The sequence below is a fragment of the Streptomyces sp. NPDC087300 genome, from assembly GCF_044744425.1.
Taxonomy (GTDB): Bacteria; Actinomycetota; Actinomycetes; order Streptomycetales; family Streptomycetaceae; genus Streptomyces.
The window spans coordinates 49,199-63,812 of sequence record NZ_JBIUYI010000009.1 but is presented as its reverse complement, the minus strand read 5'-3'; the positions used below and the strand labels follow the sequence as shown (position 1 = coordinate 63,812).

14 protein-coding genes and 1 tRNA gene are annotated in these 14,614 nt (G+C 68.5%); 7 read left to right on the top strand and 8 right to left on the bottom strand.

The features are described from left to right. The first annotated feature begins 175 nt into the window (after positions 1-175). The 5 genes from ACIO9J_RS33340 to ACIO9J_RS33320 all read left to right on the top strand — a co-directional run bounded on the left by ACIO9J_RS33340 (position 176) and on the right by ACIO9J_RS33320 (position 5,913). Complete coding sequence (locus ACIO9J_RS33340; protein ID WP_402007815.1) at positions 176-1,426, top strand: branched-chain amino acid ABC transporter substrate-binding protein; 1,251 nt, start codon at positions 176-178, stop codon at positions 1,424-1,426. A 165-nt stretch (positions 1,427-1,591) separates the two neighbouring features. Further along, positions 1,592-2,521 (top strand): branched-chain amino acid ABC transporter permease, encoded by a 930-nt coding sequence (locus ACIO9J_RS33335; protein ID WP_402007813.1) that lies wholly within the window; start codon positions 1,592-1,594, stop codon positions 2,519-2,521. Positions 2,522-2,526: 5 nt separating this feature from the next. Continuing rightward, positions 2,527-4,371 carry a branched-chain amino acid ABC transporter permease gene (locus ACIO9J_RS33330; RefSeq protein WP_402007811.1) on the top strand — a complete coding sequence of 615 codons (1,845 nt, stop codon included), beginning with the start codon at positions 2,527-2,529 and terminating at the stop codon, positions 4,369-4,371. 4 nt (positions 4,372-4,375) lie between these two features. After that, positions 4,376-5,197: an ABC transporter ATP-binding protein gene (locus tag ACIO9J_RS33325; protein WP_402007809.1), complete on the top strand. Its 822-nt coding sequence runs from the start codon at positions 4,376-4,378 to the stop codon at positions 5,195-5,197. Next, positions 5,197-5,913: an ABC transporter ATP-binding protein gene (locus ACIO9J_RS33320; protein ID WP_402007807.1), complete on the top strand. Its 717-nt coding sequence runs from the start codon at positions 5,197-5,199 to the stop codon at positions 5,911-5,913. Before ACIO9J_RS33325 ends, ACIO9J_RS33320 begins: the two co-directional genes overlap by 1 nt. A 114-nt stretch (positions 5,914-6,027) precedes the next feature. Here the strand turns inward: ACIO9J_RS33320 and ACIO9J_RS33315 are convergent, their stop codons facing one another. After that, on the bottom strand, positions 6,028-6,684 hold the full coding sequence (locus tag ACIO9J_RS33315; RefSeq protein WP_402007805.1) for an ANTAR domain-containing response regulator: 657 nt from the start codon (positions 6,682-6,684) through the stop codon (positions 6,028-6,030). Positions 6,685-6,777: 93 nt separating this feature from the next. Here ACIO9J_RS33315 and ACIO9J_RS33310 point away from each other — a divergent pair. After that, a tRNA-Leu gene (locus ACIO9J_RS33310) sits at positions 6,778-6,860 on the top strand. A 97-nt stretch (positions 6,861-6,957) separates the two neighbouring features. On the opposite strand, the gene pyk is transcribed toward ACIO9J_RS33310, so the two are convergent. From pyk to ACIO9J_RS33280, 6 genes are all read right to left on the bottom strand, one after another. Then, positions 6,958-8,394: a pyruvate kinase gene (pyk, locus tag ACIO9J_RS33305; RefSeq protein ID WP_402007803.1), complete on the bottom strand. Its 1,437-nt coding sequence runs from the start codon at positions 8,392-8,394 to the stop codon at positions 6,958-6,960. A 132-nt stretch (positions 8,395-8,526) separates the two neighbouring features. After that, positions 8,527-8,853, bottom strand: coding sequence for a hypothetical protein (locus ACIO9J_RS33300; protein ID WP_402007801.1), 327 nt, complete (start codon positions 8,851-8,853; stop codon positions 8,527-8,529). After that, entirely contained in the window at positions 8,850-9,014 is a 165-nt protein-coding gene (locus ACIO9J_RS33295; RefSeq protein ID WP_402007799.1) for a hypothetical protein, read from the bottom strand. The genes ACIO9J_RS33300 and ACIO9J_RS33295 overlap by 4 nt, the downstream gene beginning before the upstream one ends. Positions 9,015-9,145: 131 nt before the next feature. Then, positions 9,146-9,808 carry a hypothetical protein gene (locus tag ACIO9J_RS33290; RefSeq protein WP_402008332.1) on the bottom strand — a complete coding sequence of 221 codons (663 nt, stop codon included), beginning with the start codon at positions 9,806-9,808 and terminating at the stop codon, positions 9,146-9,148. Between the two features lie 11 nt (positions 9,809-9,819). Beyond that, on the bottom strand, positions 9,820-10,338 hold the full coding sequence (locus tag ACIO9J_RS33285; RefSeq protein WP_402007797.1) for an RNA polymerase sigma factor: 519 nt from the start codon (positions 10,336-10,338) through the stop codon (positions 9,820-9,822). Positions 10,339-10,610: 272 nt separating this feature from the next. Further along, positions 10,611-11,318, bottom strand: coding sequence for an SIMPL domain-containing protein (locus ACIO9J_RS33280; RefSeq protein WP_402007795.1), 708 nt, complete (start codon positions 11,316-11,318; stop codon positions 10,611-10,613). A gap of 128 nt (positions 11,319-11,446) precedes the next feature. On the opposite strand from ACIO9J_RS33280, the gene ACIO9J_RS33275 reads away from it, so the two are divergent. Continuing rightward, positions 11,447-13,267, top strand: a complete 1,821-nt coding sequence (locus ACIO9J_RS33275; RefSeq protein WP_402007793.1) for a bifunctional metallophosphatase/5'-nucleotidase — start codon at positions 11,447-11,449, stop codon at positions 13,265-13,267. Positions 13,268-13,298: 31 nt separating this feature from the next. On the opposite strand, the gene ACIO9J_RS33270 is transcribed toward ACIO9J_RS33275, so the two are convergent. Then, on the bottom strand, positions 13,299-14,498 hold the full coding sequence (locus tag ACIO9J_RS33270; protein WP_402007791.1) for a GDSL-type esterase/lipase family protein: 1,200 nt from the start codon (positions 14,496-14,498) through the stop codon (positions 13,299-13,301). Positions 14,499-14,614: the final 116 nt, after the last annotated feature.

Below are 14,614 nucleotides of genomic sequence, written 5' to 3'. Positions count from 1 at the left end.
AATACTCCGTGGCATAACAAGAGCGTCACAGCCTTGGTCCGACCACTCCACCTGGCACAAAGGCGCCCTTAGAGTCACGGCCAGTCACCGCGCCCACCGGATTCCTGTCAGTTCGGTTCCGCGCTCGACTCGGCATCCCAACAAGGGACAGCCGTGCCAGGGGAAAGGACTGATCGTGCGTCAACGTTCGCTCATAGCCATCACCGCTGCACTCACCGCGGGGGCACTCACCCTCACCGCCTGTGGCTCGCGCGACGACGATAAGGGCGACGATGCCGGGGGCGGTGGCACCACGGTGGTCATCGGCGTCGACGCGCCGTTGACCGGTGACCTCTCCGCGCTCGGACTCGGCATCCGCAACTCCGTCGACCTCGCCGCCAAGCAGGCCAACTCCAAGAAGTACGTCGACGGCGTCACCTTCAAGGTGGAGCCCCTCGACGACCAGGGCCAGCCCTCGTCCGGCCAGACCAACGCGACCAAGCTCGTCGCCGACAAGGACGTCCTCGGCGCCGTCGGGCCGCTGAACTCCTCCGTCGCCGAGTCCATGCAGAAGGTCTTCGACGACGCCAAGCTCGTCCAGGTCTCCCCCGCCAACACCAACCCCGCCCTCACCCAGGGGCCGGACTGGAACGGCGGCAAGAAGGCACGCCCGTACAAGTCGTACTTCCGCACCGCGACCACGGACGCCATCCAGGGCCCGTTCGCCGCGCAGTACCTGTACAACAAGGGCAAGAAGAAGAAGGTCTTCGTCGTCGACGACAAGAAGACCTACGGCGCGGGCCTCGCCGCCACCTTCAAGGACGAGTTCACCAAGCTCGGCGGCAAGGTCGTCGGCACCGAGCACATCAACCCCGACACCAAGGACTTCGGCGCCGTCGCCACGAAGATCCGCAACTCCGGGGCGGACCTCGTCTACTACGGCGGCGAGTACCCGCAGGCCGGCCCCCTCAGCAAGCAGATGAAGCAGGCGGGCTCCAAGGCCCCCCTCGTCGGCGGTGACGGCATCTACAGCGCCGACTTCATCAAGCTCGCGGGCAAGCAGGGCGTCGGCGACTACGCCACCTCCGTCGGCCAGCCCGTCGAGGAGCTGCCCTCCGCCAAGGAGTTCATCGCCAACTACAAGAAGGCCGGCTACAAGGAGGCCTACGAGGCGTACGGCGGCTACTCCTACGACAGCGCCTGGGCGATCATCGAAGCCGTCAAGAAGGTCGTCGACGACAACGACGGCAAGCTCCCCGACGACGCCCGCGCCAAGGTCATCGACGCCATGAAGGGCGTCTCCTTCGACGGCGTCACCGGCAAGGTCGCCTTCGACGAGTACGGCGACGCCACCAACAAGCAGCTCACCGTGTACCAGGTGAAGTCGACCGACCCCAAGAGCGGCTGGAAGCCCGTCGAGTCCGGCACGTACACCGGATCCAACTGACGCAGGACCCCTAGCCCACGACTGACCGCGCGGGGCGCCGCAAGCCAGCGCCCCGCGCGGAGTCGCATCCGTCGCACCCCGTCACCTGGTACGTGCGCACGCCCACCGGCCCGCGAGCCGGCCCCCGTGCGAGCGCACGACATCGAAAGACTCGGAGGACCTGCGGTGCACGAACTGCCGCAACAGCTGGTCAACGGCCTGCTATTGGGATCCATGTACGGCCTGATCGCCATCGGCTACACAATGGTCTACGGCATCGTCCAGCTCATCAACTTCGCCCACGGCGAGATCTTCATGACCGGCGGATTCGGCGCCCTCACCGTCTGGCTGTGGCTGCCGTCGGGCACCAGCATGTGGGCCGCCGTCCCCCTCATGCTGATCGGCGCCATCTTCGTCTCCACCACCATCGCGGTCGGTGCCGAACGCTTCGCCTACCGGCCGCTGCGCGGCGCGCCACGCCTGGCCCCGCTCATCACCGCCATCGGCCTCTCCCTCGCCCTCCAGCAGGCCATCTGGGCCTGGTACCCCGAGGCGAAGTCCCCGCGCTCCTTCCCCGAACTGCCCGGTGGCGCCATCCACATCGGCTCCGTGACCATGCAGCCCGGCGACATCTTCCTGCTCGTCACCGCACCCATCTGCATGCTCGTCCTCGGCTACTTCGTGATGAAGACCCGCGTCGGCCGCGGCATGCAGGCCACCGCGCAGGACCCCGACACCGCCAAGCTCATGGGCATCAACACCGACCGCGTCATCGTCGTCGCCTTCGCCATCGGCGCCGCCTTCGCCGGCATCGCCGCCGTCGCCCGCGGCCTCAAGTACGGCCAGATCGACTTCCGCATGGGATTCATCCTCGGCCTGAAGGCGTTCACCGCGGCGGTGCTCGGCGGCATCGGCAACATCTACGGCGCCATGATCGGCGGCGTCGTCCTCGGCCTCGCCGAATCCATGGCCACCGCCTACATCAACAACATCCCCGGCATGGACAAACTCGGCGGCCAGTCCTGGGCCGATGTCTGGGCGTTCGTGCTCCTCATCGTCGTACTCCTCGTCAGGCCCCAAGGCCTCCTTGGCGAGCGCGTCGCGGACAGGGCGTGACATCCATGACCACACAGACCACAGCGGCCGACAGCCCCCGCCCGCACAAGGACCAGGCCCCCACCGGCCTCATCCCGATCCCCGAAGGCCCCGCGCGCGCACTCGCCACCGGCGGCGGCGCCCTCACCGTGATCTCCGCCTTCCTCGCCTGGACCTGGACCGCCGCGTTCCCCGGCGACCTCACCGTCTACGGCTACCCGGGCGGCCTCCAGTGGCTCGTCCTGATCGCGGGCGCCCTCACCACCCTGTACGGCCTCGCCTCCTACGGAGTGAAGGGCCTGCGCGCCCTCGCCCCCGCCGGAGCCGACGCCGCGCTCAAGTTCGCCTCGCTCGCGGCCTTCGCCACCGCCTGGTACACGGTTCTCGCCATCAGCAAGAAGCTCGGCGGGCTCGCCAACCTGGAACCCGGCGGCTGGATCGTCGCGATCGCCACCCTGGCCTCCTTCGTCGGCGCACTCGCCCTGCCCTTCCAGCGGCCGCACACCTACCCGGTCGACCCCGAGGACAGCGGCAGGGAACAGTTCAAGCACCGCGTCCGCAACGGCCTCACCATCGTCAAGGGCGCCTTCGCCGCCGACGAACCCGGCCCCGCGCGCAAGCTCAACTCCTACGTCGAGATCCTCGTCATCGTCGCCGCGCTCGCCGTCGGCCTGCTCGTCTTCACCTACGGCATCGGCACCGAGTACGACGAACTCTTCATCGGGTTCCTGATCACCGTCGGCTTCGGCTTCGCCGCGCTCGCCAAGGCCGGGCTCGTCGCGCAGATCTCCACCTACACCGCGCGCCACCGCAACATCACCCTCATCGGCGCGTTCCTCGCCGCGGCCGCCTTCCCGTTCACCCAGAGCGACGACCAGTACGCCACCATCGGCGTCTACATCCTCATCTTCGCCACTGTCGCCCTCGGCCTGAACATCGTCGTCGGCCTCGCGGGACTCCTCGACCTCGGATACGTCGCCTTCCTCGGCGTCGGCGCCTACGCCGCCTCGATGGTCTCCGGAGCGCCCACCTCGCCGTTCGACATCCACCTCCCCTTCTGGGGCGCGATCCTCGTCGGCGCCGGCGCCTCGCTCGTCTTCGGCGTCCTCATCGGCGCACCCACCCTGCGGCTGCGCGGCGACTACCTGGCCATCGTCACCCTCGGCTTCGGAGAGATCTTCCGCCTCGCCGCCAACAACTCCGACGGCTCGTCGGGCCCCGACATCACCAACGGGTCCAACGGCATCTCCTCGATCCCGAACCTCAAGATCTTCGGCTTCGACTTCGGCGTCGAGCACAGCATCCTCGGCCAGACCATCGGCCGCTTCGCCAACTACTTCTTCCTGATGCTCCTCATCACGCTCGTCGTGGTCCTCGTCTTCCGCCGCAGCGGGGACTCGCGCATCGGCCGCGCCTGGGTCGCCATCCGCGAGGACGAGACCGCCGCACTGGCCATGGGCATCAACGGCTTCCGCGTGAAGCTCATCGCCTTCGCGCTCGGCGCCTCCCTCGCCGGACTCGCCGGCACCGTCCAGGCGCACGTGACCTACACCGTCACCCCCGAGCAGTACCAGTTCGCCAACTCGGTGCCGCCCAACTCCGCCTTCCTGCTCGCCGCCGTCGTCCTCGGTGGCATGGGCACCATCAGCGGACCCCTCGTCGGCGCCTCCCTGCTCTACCTCATTCCCAACAAGCTCCAATTCCTCGGCGACTACCAGCTGTTCGCCTTCGGACTCGCCCTCGCGCTCCTCATGCGCTTCCGCCCCGAAGGGCTCATCCCCAACCGCCGCCGCCAGCTCGAATTCCACGAGACCGAGCTGGACCCCGGAGAAACGCCGCCGCCCACGGTCCTCAGCAAGACGGGGGTCTGATCCCATGCCCACTGACATCACCAAAGAGGACCAGGCCACGACCGCCCCGGCCGGTGAGACCGTCCTCGACGCCCGCGGCGTCACCATGCGCTTCGGCGGTCTCACCGCCGTACGCTCCGTCGACCTCACCGTCAGCAGCGGCGAAATCGTCGGACTCATCGGACCCAACGGCGCCGGCAAAACCACCTTCTTCAACTGCCTCACCGGGCTCTACATCCCCACCGAGGGCGAAGTCCGCTACAAAGGCACCGTCCTGCCCGCGAAATCCTTCAAGGTCACCGCGGCGGGAATCGCCCGCACCTTCCAGAACATCCGCCTCTTCGCCAATATGACGGTCCTGGAAAACGTGCTGGTAGGACGCCACACCCGTACGAAGGAAGGGCTCTGGTCCGCGCTCCTGCGCGGCCCCGGATTCCACAAGGCCGAAGCCGCTTCCAAGGCCCGCGCCATGGAACTCCTGGAGTTCGTCGGCCTCGCCGAAAAGGCCGAGCACCTCTCGCGCAACCTCCCCTACGGAGAACAGCGCAAGCTGGAAATCGCCCGCGCGCTCGCCAGCGAACCCGGGCTCCTGCTACTCGACGAACCCACCGCCGGCATGAACCCGCAGGAGACCCGCGCCACCGAGGAACTCGTCCTCGCCATCCGCGACATGGGCATCGCCGTCCTCGTCATCGAGCACGACATGCGCTTCATCTTCAACCTCTGCGACCGCGTCGCCGTCCTCGTCCAGGGCGAGAAACTCGTCGAAGGATCCAGCGAAACGGTCCAACAGGACGACCGCGTCATCGCCGCGTACCTGGGCGAGCCCTTCGAGGAGAACCACTGATGACCGCACTCCTTGAGGTCGAGGACCTCCGCGTCGCCTACGGCAAGATCGAGGCAGTCAAGGGCATCTCGTTCAGCGTCGAAGCCGGCGAGGTCGTCACCCTCATCGGCACCAACGGCGCGGGCAAGACCACCACGCTGCGCACCATCTCCGGGCTCCTCAAGCCGGTCGGCGGCTCCATCAGGTTCAACGGCAAGGCCCTGCGCAAGTACCGCGCCGACCAGATCGTCGCCCTGGGCCTCGCCCACTCCCCCGAGGGCCGCCACATCTTTCCCCGCATGACCATCGAGAACAACCTCCGCCTCGGCGCCTACCTCCGCTCCGACAAGGCGGGCATCGAGAAGGACATCGCCCGCGCCTACGACCTCTTCCCCATCCTCGGGGAGCGCAGGAAGCAGGCCGCGGGCACCCTCTCCGGCGGCGAACAGCAGATGCTCGCCATGGGCCGCGCCCTGATGTCCCAGCCCAAGCTGCTGATGCTCGACGAACCCTCCATGGGCCTCTCGCCGATCATGATGCAGAAGATCATGGCGACCATCGCCGAGCTCAAGTCCCAGGGCACGACGATCCTCCTCGTCGAACAGAACGCCCAGGCGGCACTCTCCCTCGCCGACGCGGGACACGTCATGGAGGTCGGCAAGATCGTCCTCTCCGGCACGGGCAGCGACCTGCTGCACGACGAGTCGGTCCGCAAGGCGTACCTCGGCGAGGACTGAACCGGGCCCCGCGCCTCGCCCACGCACGCGAGAAGGCCCGCATCCCTACCGCTCGGGGGTGCGGGCCTTCTCGTACGTCTGCGTACGCGTGTGCGTGCGCGCGTGTGCCGGGGGTCAGCCCTTGGACGCCTTCTTCTCCTCGGCGTCCTCGATGACCGCCTCCGCCACCTGCTGCATCGACAGACGGCGGTCCATCGACGTCTTCTGGATCCAGCGGAAGGCGGCGGGCTCCGTCAGGCCGTACTCCGTCTGAAGGATCGACTTCGCGCGGTCCACCAGCTTCCGCGTCTCCAGGCGCTGCGAGAGGTCGGCGACCTCCTTCTCCAGCGTCTTCAGCTCCGTGAACCGCGAGACGGCCATCTCGATCGCCGGGACGACGTCCGTCTTGCTGAAGGGCTTCACCAGGTACGCCATGGCGCCCGCGTCACGGGCCCGCTCGACGAGGTCGCGCTGCGAGAAGGCGGTGAGCATGAGGACCGGGGCGATGGACTCCTCGGCGATCTTCTCGGCCGCGGAGATGCCGTCCATGACGGGCATCTTCACGTCCAGGATCACCAGGTCCGGCCGGTGCTCACGGGCCAGCTCGACGGCCTTCTCACCGTCACCGGCCTCACCGACGACGCTGTACCCCTCTTCCTCGAGCATCTCTTTGAGGTCGAGCCGGATCAGGGCCTCGTCCTCGGCGATGACGACGCGGGTCGTCAGCGGAGGCACGTGCGACTTGTCGTCGTCCGACGCGTCGGTGGGCTGGGGCGACTCGGGGGCGGTCACGGGGGGCTCCTCGTTCATGGCAGATGCGCTGCCTTAGCAGGGTACCTAGCTGCGATGGTGCGCGGTGACCCGGTACACTTCCGGCAGCGCCTGGCCGGGTTGGTGGAACGGTATACACGGAGGTCTCAAACACCTCTGCCTGAGAGGGCTTGCGGGTTCGAATCCCGCACCCGGCACGTGCAAATAAGCGGAGGTCCACGTTCTCGTGGATCTCCGCTTTTCGTTGCTCCCAGCAGCAGGCGGTCACGCAGAGTGGGGAGGAGCCCCCCTCCCCTACTTCGGGCTGTCGTCCTCACCGATGTGGTGGATGCGCACGAGGTTCGTGGAGCCGGGGACCCCGGGCGGGGAGCCGGCCGTGATGACGACCGTGTCGCCCTTCTGGCAGCGGCCGATCTTGAGGAGCATCTCGTCGACCTGGTCGACCATCGCGTCGGTGGACTCGACGTGCGGGCCCAGGAAGGTCTCCACACCCCAGGTGAGGTTGAGCTGGGAGCGGGTGGCCGCGTCCGGGGTGAAGGCGAGCAGCGGGATGGGCGAGCGGTAGCGGGACAGGCGCCGCACGGTGTCGCCGGACTGCGTGAAGGCGACGAGGAACTTGGCGCCGAGGAAGTCGCCCATCTCGGCGGCGGCGCGGGCGACGGCGCCGCCCTGGGTGCGGGGCTTGTTCCGCTCGGTCAGCGGGGGCAGGCCCTTGGCGAGGATGTCCTCCTCGGCCGCCTCGACGATGCGGCCCATGGTGCGGACCGTCTCGATGGGGTACTTGCCGACGCTGGTCTCGCCGGAGAGCATCACGGCGTCGGTGCCGTCGATGACGGCGTTGGCGACGTCGCTGGCCTCGGCCCGGGTGGGGCGGGAGTTGTCGATCATCGAGTCGAGCATCTGGGTGGCGACGATGACCGGCTTCGCGTTGCGCTTGGCGAGCTTGATCGCGCGCTTCTGGACGATCGGGACCTGTTCGAGGGGCATCTCGACGCCGAGGTCGCCGCGGGCAACCATGATCCCGTCGAAGGCGGCGACGATGTCCTCGATGTTGTCGACGGCCTGGGGCTTCTCGACCTTGGCGATGACGGGGAGGCGGCGGCCCTCCTCGTCCATGATGCGGTGGACGTCCTCGATGTCGCGTCCGCTGCGTACGAAGGAGAGGGCGATGACGTCGAATCCTGTACGCAGGGCCCAGCGGAGGTCCGCCTCGTCCTTCTCGGAGAGCGCGGGGACGGACACCGCGACGCCGGGGAGGTTGAGGCCCTTGTGGTCGGAGACCATGCCGCCCTCGATGACGGTGGTGGTGACGCGGGGCCCGTCCACCGCGGTGACCTCAAGGGTCACTTTGCCGTCGTCGACGAGGATGCGCTCGCCCGTGGTGACGTCCTCGGCGAGACCGCTGTAGGTCGTCCCGCAGGTCTGCCGGTCGCCCTGGACGCCCTCTTCGACGGTGATGGTGAACTCGTCGCCCCGTTCAAGGAGTACGGGACCTTCGCTGAAGCGGCCGAGGCGAATCTTCGGGCCTTGAAGGTCGGCGAGGATGCCGAGGCTGCGCCCGGTGTCCTCGGAGGCCTTGCGTACGCGCTGGTAGCGCTCCTCGTGATCGGCGTGGGTGCCGTGGCTGAGGTTGAAGCGGGCTACGTCCATTCCGGCTTCGACCAGTGCCTTGATCTGGTCGTACGAGTCGGTGGCGGGGCCCAGGGTACAAACGATTTTTGCTCGGCGCATGGTTCGACCCTAGGGCTTACCCGTCGGTAGAGAATTGGTCGGGCATGACTACTCAACAACCTTTGCGTGAAGGGTTATTGACAAGTGTTGAATTGTGCGGGTGGCTGCTCCGATGAGCGGCCGGGGGCGTTCTCAGGGTGAGCGGCCGATCTCGTCGAGGCGTGCGTCGAGTGCGGCGAGGCCGGGGTGGTCGAGGATGCGGTCCAGGGTGCGCCGGCGCCGCTCCGCGGAGTACGCGGCGGTGACCTCCTCGGGTGTCACGGCCAGTGCGTGCGCGAGGCCGGTGGTCTGCTCGGGGGTCAGCCCCGCGTCGAGCGCGACGGCCGCGACGCCGATGAGCCGGATGTGGGCGTCGATGTCGTCGGTGTCGTATCCGGCCAGCCGGTAGTGGTGGAGCAGCCAGCGGGCGAAGGCGCCCCTGTCGTCGTCCATTCCGCTCATGCCGTTCGGGTGGCTCATCGCTGGATCCACCAGACGACGAGGCTGGCGAGGCTGGTGCCGAGGCCGTAGCAGGTGCCGCGCAGCAGGTGGGTGACCGCGTCTCGGCGACGGCTCGGCGGGGGTTTCCGTTCGGGCGGGACGGTGGTCGTGCGGGCGCGCTTGCGCCTACGCTTCGGCATGGGAAGTCCTTTGAGGGTGTTCCTGGCGAGGAGCCTGTCGGGGCGGTCGGTGGCCTAGGAACCGGAGACCGCGGGACAGGCTCTTCGCTCGTGTACGGGGCGGGAGTTGGGGTGCCGTCGGTCGCGCCGGGTCAGTGCTCCTGCGCGCAGTGCTGGAGCCGGTCGGCGATCTCCCGTTCGGGGCGGCAGACGAGTACCGCGTCCGTGTCGTCGCGGGCCGCCAGGCGTTCGACCTCCGCGGTGATGCCGGGTTCTCTGGCGCCCTGCGGGGGGAAGTTGCGGCGTACGTAGACGGCGAACTCGCCCATTACCTTGACGAACGCGTCGTCGGGTCCGCCCAGGCAGTGCTGGAGCTGGTCGAGCCAGTGGTCGGCCTCGAAGTTCTCGCCGCGGCCGAGGTGGTGCAGGTAGAGGCAGTAGGCGGCGATGCGGTTTCCGGCGCCGGCGGCCAACTGCCACCAGAACTGGGCACTTTCGGGGTGGTCGGCGAGGTGGAGCATGCAGGCGAAGACCTGGGCGCCGTCCACGTCGAGGTCCTTGAGGGGTGCGCACTTCCCGTCGAGTCCGTCCTCCCCTATCTCCTGGGCGAGGCGTTCGACGTGGACGGCGGCGCCCGTCTGGTTGAGCGCCCAGCGCACCACTACGGAGAGTTGCTGTCGGGCGCGCGAGACGGGCGGCACCTCTTGGGAGGGCGGCACATATCCCGCGTCCTCGGCCAGGCGGCGCAGCCCGGCTCCCACGTCGAACGGCCGGCGCTGGCTGCGCAGTTTCCGTCCTGCCTGTGTCAGTAGCATCTCCACGCTCGTCATTCCCGGTCCCCCTCGGTCTTGATGTGTGTGGCAACGGCGGGCTCCAGCCGCTCCTTCGCCTTGCGGCAGTGGTAGTCGACGGTGCTGGCGGTGACGCCCATGTACCAGCTGATCCGCTTCGTGTCGTACTGCAGGACGTGGCGCAGGACGATCGCGTCGAACTGGCGCGGCGGAAGATTGCCCATGGCCTGGAAGAGGCCTATCTCGCTGCGGAGCAGCACCAGACGTTTGCGGAAGGCCTCCAGGGTCTGGGATATGACGACCCGTCGCAGGATGGCCCAGGTCTGCTGCTGCAGGTTGCTCTCCTCCAGGAGTGCGTCCCAGTGCCGCAGGATCTCCAGGAACGCCCGGTGCACGGCGTCTTCGGCAGCGCCGTTGCTGCCGAGCTGGATGAACGCGTAGGAGTGAAACGCTTCCTGGTTGGCCAGGTACAGCGCCTCGAATTCCAGCGGCAGAGGCAGCACCGCCTCGGCCACCGGACTGCTGCCGTCCTCCGCGTGGAAATCTTCGGTCATGAGTCCTCTTCATGAGGGCTTGATGCGAAGGGCGGCCGTCAATTTCTGTCCCGTCGCCCACTGGTGAGGGTTACTCAATCGGGTGACGGGGGCGAACACGCATGCGCTCGAAATCGAAAATTACGCAGTGATCATTGAATGCTGCACAACGTCACCACATACCGGCGGGTAACGGAGCGTGACCACGGGGTTCGCGAACGCCCCTGAAGTGAGGTCTACGCCAATCACCGAGCATGGAGTGACTCAAGTCACATGCGGGGAACGGCACTTGACTACGCGCCCAGGTCCGGCGGCGTCATGGTGAACCGCGCATTGACCGTCGCGTACACGTGCTGGCGCTGCGGTTCGAGGTCCAGCGGCGGGGCGTCGCCGAGGTCGGGTGCCCCGCCGTACGAGGCGGCGCGCATACCGCCGGCGGGTCCCCCGTAGCCGTACGCCGGGGCGCTCTCCGCGCCGATGTCGGCGAGTTCGACGAGGGAGGCGAGCCCGGTGCCGAGCGCCTGTGCGTACTCACGGGCGCGCTGCACCGCTTCGCGGACGGCCTGCTGCCTGGCCTCGCGATGGACGGGCGAGTCGAGGCGCAGGGACCACCAGGGACCGTCGACGCGGGTGAGGTCGAGGTCGGCGACGCGGGTGGTGAGCTCGCCGAGTGCGGTGAAGTCGGTGAGCTCGACGGTGATGTGGACCCGGCCGTGGTAGGCGCGGACGCGTTCGGTGCGGCCCTGCCGGGTGAGTTCGGGGGTGACGGAGAAGGCGCCGGTCTCGATCCGCTCGACGGCGTCGCCGTAGCTCTTCACGAGGTCGAGGGCCGTGGCGTTGCGGCGGGTGAGGTCGTTGAGGGCGTCGCGACGGTCGGTGCCGCGGGCGCTGACGGTGACGCCGATGCGGGCGATCTCGGGGTCGACTTCGAGGTGGGCCTCACCGCGGACGGCGAGGCGGGGGGCGTCGGGAGTGCCGTAGGGCGTGGGGGTCGTCTCCATGCGGCCACTTTCGCATCGCGCGGACGTACCGGACAGTCACCGGATCGCAACCTGTGGGGTCTGTCGCGGGAATGGCGGTCGGGGCCACAATCTACGCGCGTTACATCGGTCGACTGAGGAGTACGGAAATGCCGCTGAACCGCCGGAAGTTCCTGGGTACGTCTGCCGCCACCGGCGTGGGGGTCGCGCTGACGGGGGCGGCCGCCACGCCCGCCGCCGCGCACGGACACGGCCACGGGCACGGGCACGGGAAGCCGGGCCGGCGCGAGAAGCGGTACTCGTTCACCGTCCTCGGCACGACCGACCTGCACGGCAACGTCTTCAACTGGGACTACTTCACGGACAAGGAGTTCGACGACAAGGACCACAACGACGTGGGCCTGGCGAAGATCTCCACGCTGGTGAACGAGATCCGCGAGGAGAAGGGCCGCCGCAACACGCTCCTGATCGACGCGGGCGACACCATCCAGGGCACGCAGCTGTCGTACTACTACGCCAAGGTCGACCCGATCACCGCATCGCGCGGCCCGGTGCATCCGATGGCGCAGGCGATGAACGCGATCGGCTACGACGCCGCGGCGCTCGGCAACCACGAGTTCAACTACGGCATTCCGGTCCTGCGCAAGTTCGAGGAGCAGTGCGATTTCCCGCTGCTCGGGGCTAACGCGCTGGACGCCAGGACGCAGAAGCCGGCCTTCCCGCCGTACTTCATGAAGCGGCTGCGCACCCCGCACGGCCGCGACGTGAAGGTGGCGGTCCTCGGCCTGACGAACCCGGGCATCGCGATCTGGGACAAGGCGAACGTGCAGGGGAAGATGACGTTCCCCGGTCTTGAGGAGCAGGCCGCGAAGTGGGTGCCGAAGCTGCGTTCGATGGGCGCGGACGTGGTGATCGTGTCGGCGCACTCCGGGTCGAGCGGCACGTCCTCGTACGGCGACCAGTTGCCGTACGTGGAGAACGCGGCGGGTCTGGTGGCCGAGCAGGTGCCGGGGATCGACGCGATCCTGGTCGGGCACGCGCACACGGAGATTCCCGAGTACTTCGTGGAGAACAAGGAGACGGGCCAGAAGGTCGTGCTCTCCGAGCCGCTCAAGTGGGGCCAGCGGCTGACCCTGTTCGACTTCGACCTGGTGTGGGCGAAGGGCCGCTGGACGGTGGCGAAGGCGGGCGCGAAGGTCCTCAACTCCAACACGGCGGCGGAGGACAGGAAGATCACGCGGCTGCTCGCCGACGAGCACAAGAAGGTCGTCGCGTACGTCAACCAGGTCATCGGCACGTCGACGGCGGCGATGAGCACGGCCGAGGGCCCGTACAAGGACGTCCCGATCATCGACCTGATCAACCAGGTGCAGAAGGAGACGGTGGCCGAGGCGCTCAAGGGCGGCGCGTACGCGGCGCTGCCGGTGCTCTCGCAGGCCTCGTGCTTCTCGCGTACGGCGCGGATCCCGGCCGGCGACGTGACGATCAAGGACGCGGCGGGCCTTTACCCGTTCGAGAACACGCTGGAGGCGCGGCTGCTCACGGGTGCGCAGCTCAAGGAGTACCTGGAGTTCTCGGCGCGCTATTACGTGCGGACGCCCGCGGGTGGTCCGGTCGATCCGGCGAAGCTGACCAACGCGGAGAACACCCCGGACTACAACTACGACGCGGTGAGCGGTCTGACGTACGAGATCGATGTCGCCAAGCCGGTGGGGTCGCGGATCGCGAAGCTGGCCTTCGAGGGCAAGGAGCTCGATCCGAAGGCGCAGTTCGTGCTCGCGGTGAACAACTACCGGGCGAGCGGCGGCGGCAATTTCCCGCATGTGGCGGGCGCCAAGCAGGTGTGGGCGAATTCGGAGGAGATCCGGAACACCATCATCGGCTGGGTGAAGGCGAAGGGGACGGTCGACCCGGGCCAGTTCGCGTCGGTGGACTGGAAGCTGACCCGGGACGGTACGCCGGTCTTCTAGGGAGGACCTTTCCGCCGGGCGCGGGCCTCGGTCAGACCTTCAGGTCCAGGAGGTGGACGGAGTCGGCGAGCGCCTGCGCCCCCGCGTCGTTGACGTGCAGTCCGTCGCCGCTGTCGTAGACGTCGTGGATCCGGTCGGGGTCGGCCGGGTCCGCGACGGCGGTGACGAAGTCGGCGTAGGCGTCGAACGGCGATTCGGCGCCGCGGATCCAGTCGCTGACCTCGCGGGCGATCGCGACGCCCTCCGGGGTGGCGTAGCCGTCGTAGAGGGTGTCTTTGTAGGGGCCGACGGTGGCGGCGATCACGGTGAGGCCCGCGGCGTGCAGACGCTCGGCGAGGGTGGTGAAGCCCGCGATGAGGTCGGCGGCCGTGGGGACGGGCGCGGTGGCGGGGTAGGCCTCCTGGCCGGGAATGCCGAGGTCGTTGAGGCCGAAGTGGATCAGTACGTGGGTGACGCCCGGCACGTCGAGCACGTCGCGTTCCAGGCGGGCCAGGGCGTGTTCGCCGATCTCGTCGGTGAGCAGCCGGTTGGCGGAGAGCCCCTGGTTGACGACCCAGTCGACGAGGCCGGTGGTGGCGCTGCTCCCGGCCTCCCGCAGGCGGCGGTTGAGCAGGTCGGGGAAGCGGCGGTCGGTGTCGTTCGTGGTGCCGGTGCCTTCGAACCAGGAGTCGCCGAAGGCGACGGCGACGGCGGTGCCCGCGGGGGCGAGGACGTCGGCGCCGCTGATGAAGTGGCGGGTGACGAGCTCTTCGAGGCCGTCGGCGCCGTCGAAGGCGGTGGCGGAGAGTGCCTCGCCGGGGACGGCCCAGCCGGTGCGCAGGGGCACGGCGGAGTAGGTGGTCAGGCCGGTGTCGGCGGGCAGCCAGAGGCTGACGGCCAGTTCGTCGCCCGCGGCGACGGCCAGTTCGACGGGGTCGGTGATGACGTCCTGGCCCGCGGGGACGGTGAACTCCTCGGCGCCTGCGACGCGTAGCGGGGTGTCGCTGCCGGAGTCGATGCCGCTGCCTTGGGTGCGTCTGGCGAGGCGGGCGCCCCCGATGTGGAGGGGTTCCTTGCCGTAGCGGTTGGTGAGGCGGATGCGGACGGCGCTGCCGCCGCCGTCGAGGCGGAGGACCTGGCGGACGGTCTGGGCGGAGAAGCCGCGGAGCGCGAAGAGCTCGATGTCCTCGTAGGGGCTGATGACGGCGGAGCGGAAGGCGGCGGCCCAGGAGGCCGTGGTGTCTGTGGTCATGGTCGTCTGAACCGGGCGTGCGGGTCGGGTATTTCGCCGCGGCGCCCCTTTTTCGATGGAATATTCGCCGCGGTCAGGGCGCTTGGGGCCGGACATTCCACCTGTTTCCCACCCTC

Coding starts and splice junctions, on each gene's coding strand:
- ACIO9J_RS33330 (WP_402007811.1), top strand. CDS start 2,527: ATGACCACACAGACCACAGCGGCCGACAGCCCCCGCCCGCACAAGGAC.
- ACIO9J_RS33325 (WP_402007809.1), top strand. CDS start 4,376: ATGCCCACTGACATCACCAAAGAGGACCAGGCCACGACCGCCCCGGCC.
- ACIO9J_RS33320 (WP_402007807.1), top strand. CDS start 5,197: ATGACCGCACTCCTTGAGGTCGAGGACCTCCGCGTCGCCTACGGCAAG.
- pyk (WP_402007803.1), bottom strand. CDS start 8,394: ATGCGCCGAGCAAAAATCGTTTGTACCCTGGGCCCCGCCACCGACTCG.
- ACIO9J_RS33300 (WP_402007801.1), bottom strand. CDS start 8,853: ATGAGCCACCCGAACGGCATGAGCGGAATGGACGACGACAGGGGCGCC.
- ACIO9J_RS33295 (WP_402007799.1), bottom strand. CDS start 9,014: ATGCCGAAGCGTAGGCGCAAGCGCGCCCGCACGACCACCGTCCCGCCC.
- ACIO9J_RS33290 (WP_402008332.1), bottom strand. CDS start 9,808: ATGCTACTGACACAGGCAGGACGGAAACTGCGCAGCCAGCGCCGGCCG.
- ACIO9J_RS33285 (WP_402007797.1), bottom strand. CDS start 10,338: ATGACCGAAGATTTCCACGCGGAGGACGGCAGCAGTCCGGTGGCCGAG.
- ACIO9J_RS33280 (WP_402007795.1), bottom strand. CDS start 11,318: ATGGAGACGACCCCCACGCCCTACGGCACTCCCGACGCCCCCCGCCTC.
- ACIO9J_RS33275 (WP_402007793.1), top strand. CDS start 11,447: ATGCCGCTGAACCGCCGGAAGTTCCTGGGTACGTCTGCCGCCACCGGC.
- ACIO9J_RS33270 (WP_402007791.1), bottom strand. CDS start 14,498: ATGACCACAGACACCACGGCCTCCTGGGCCGCCGCCTTCCGCTCCGCC.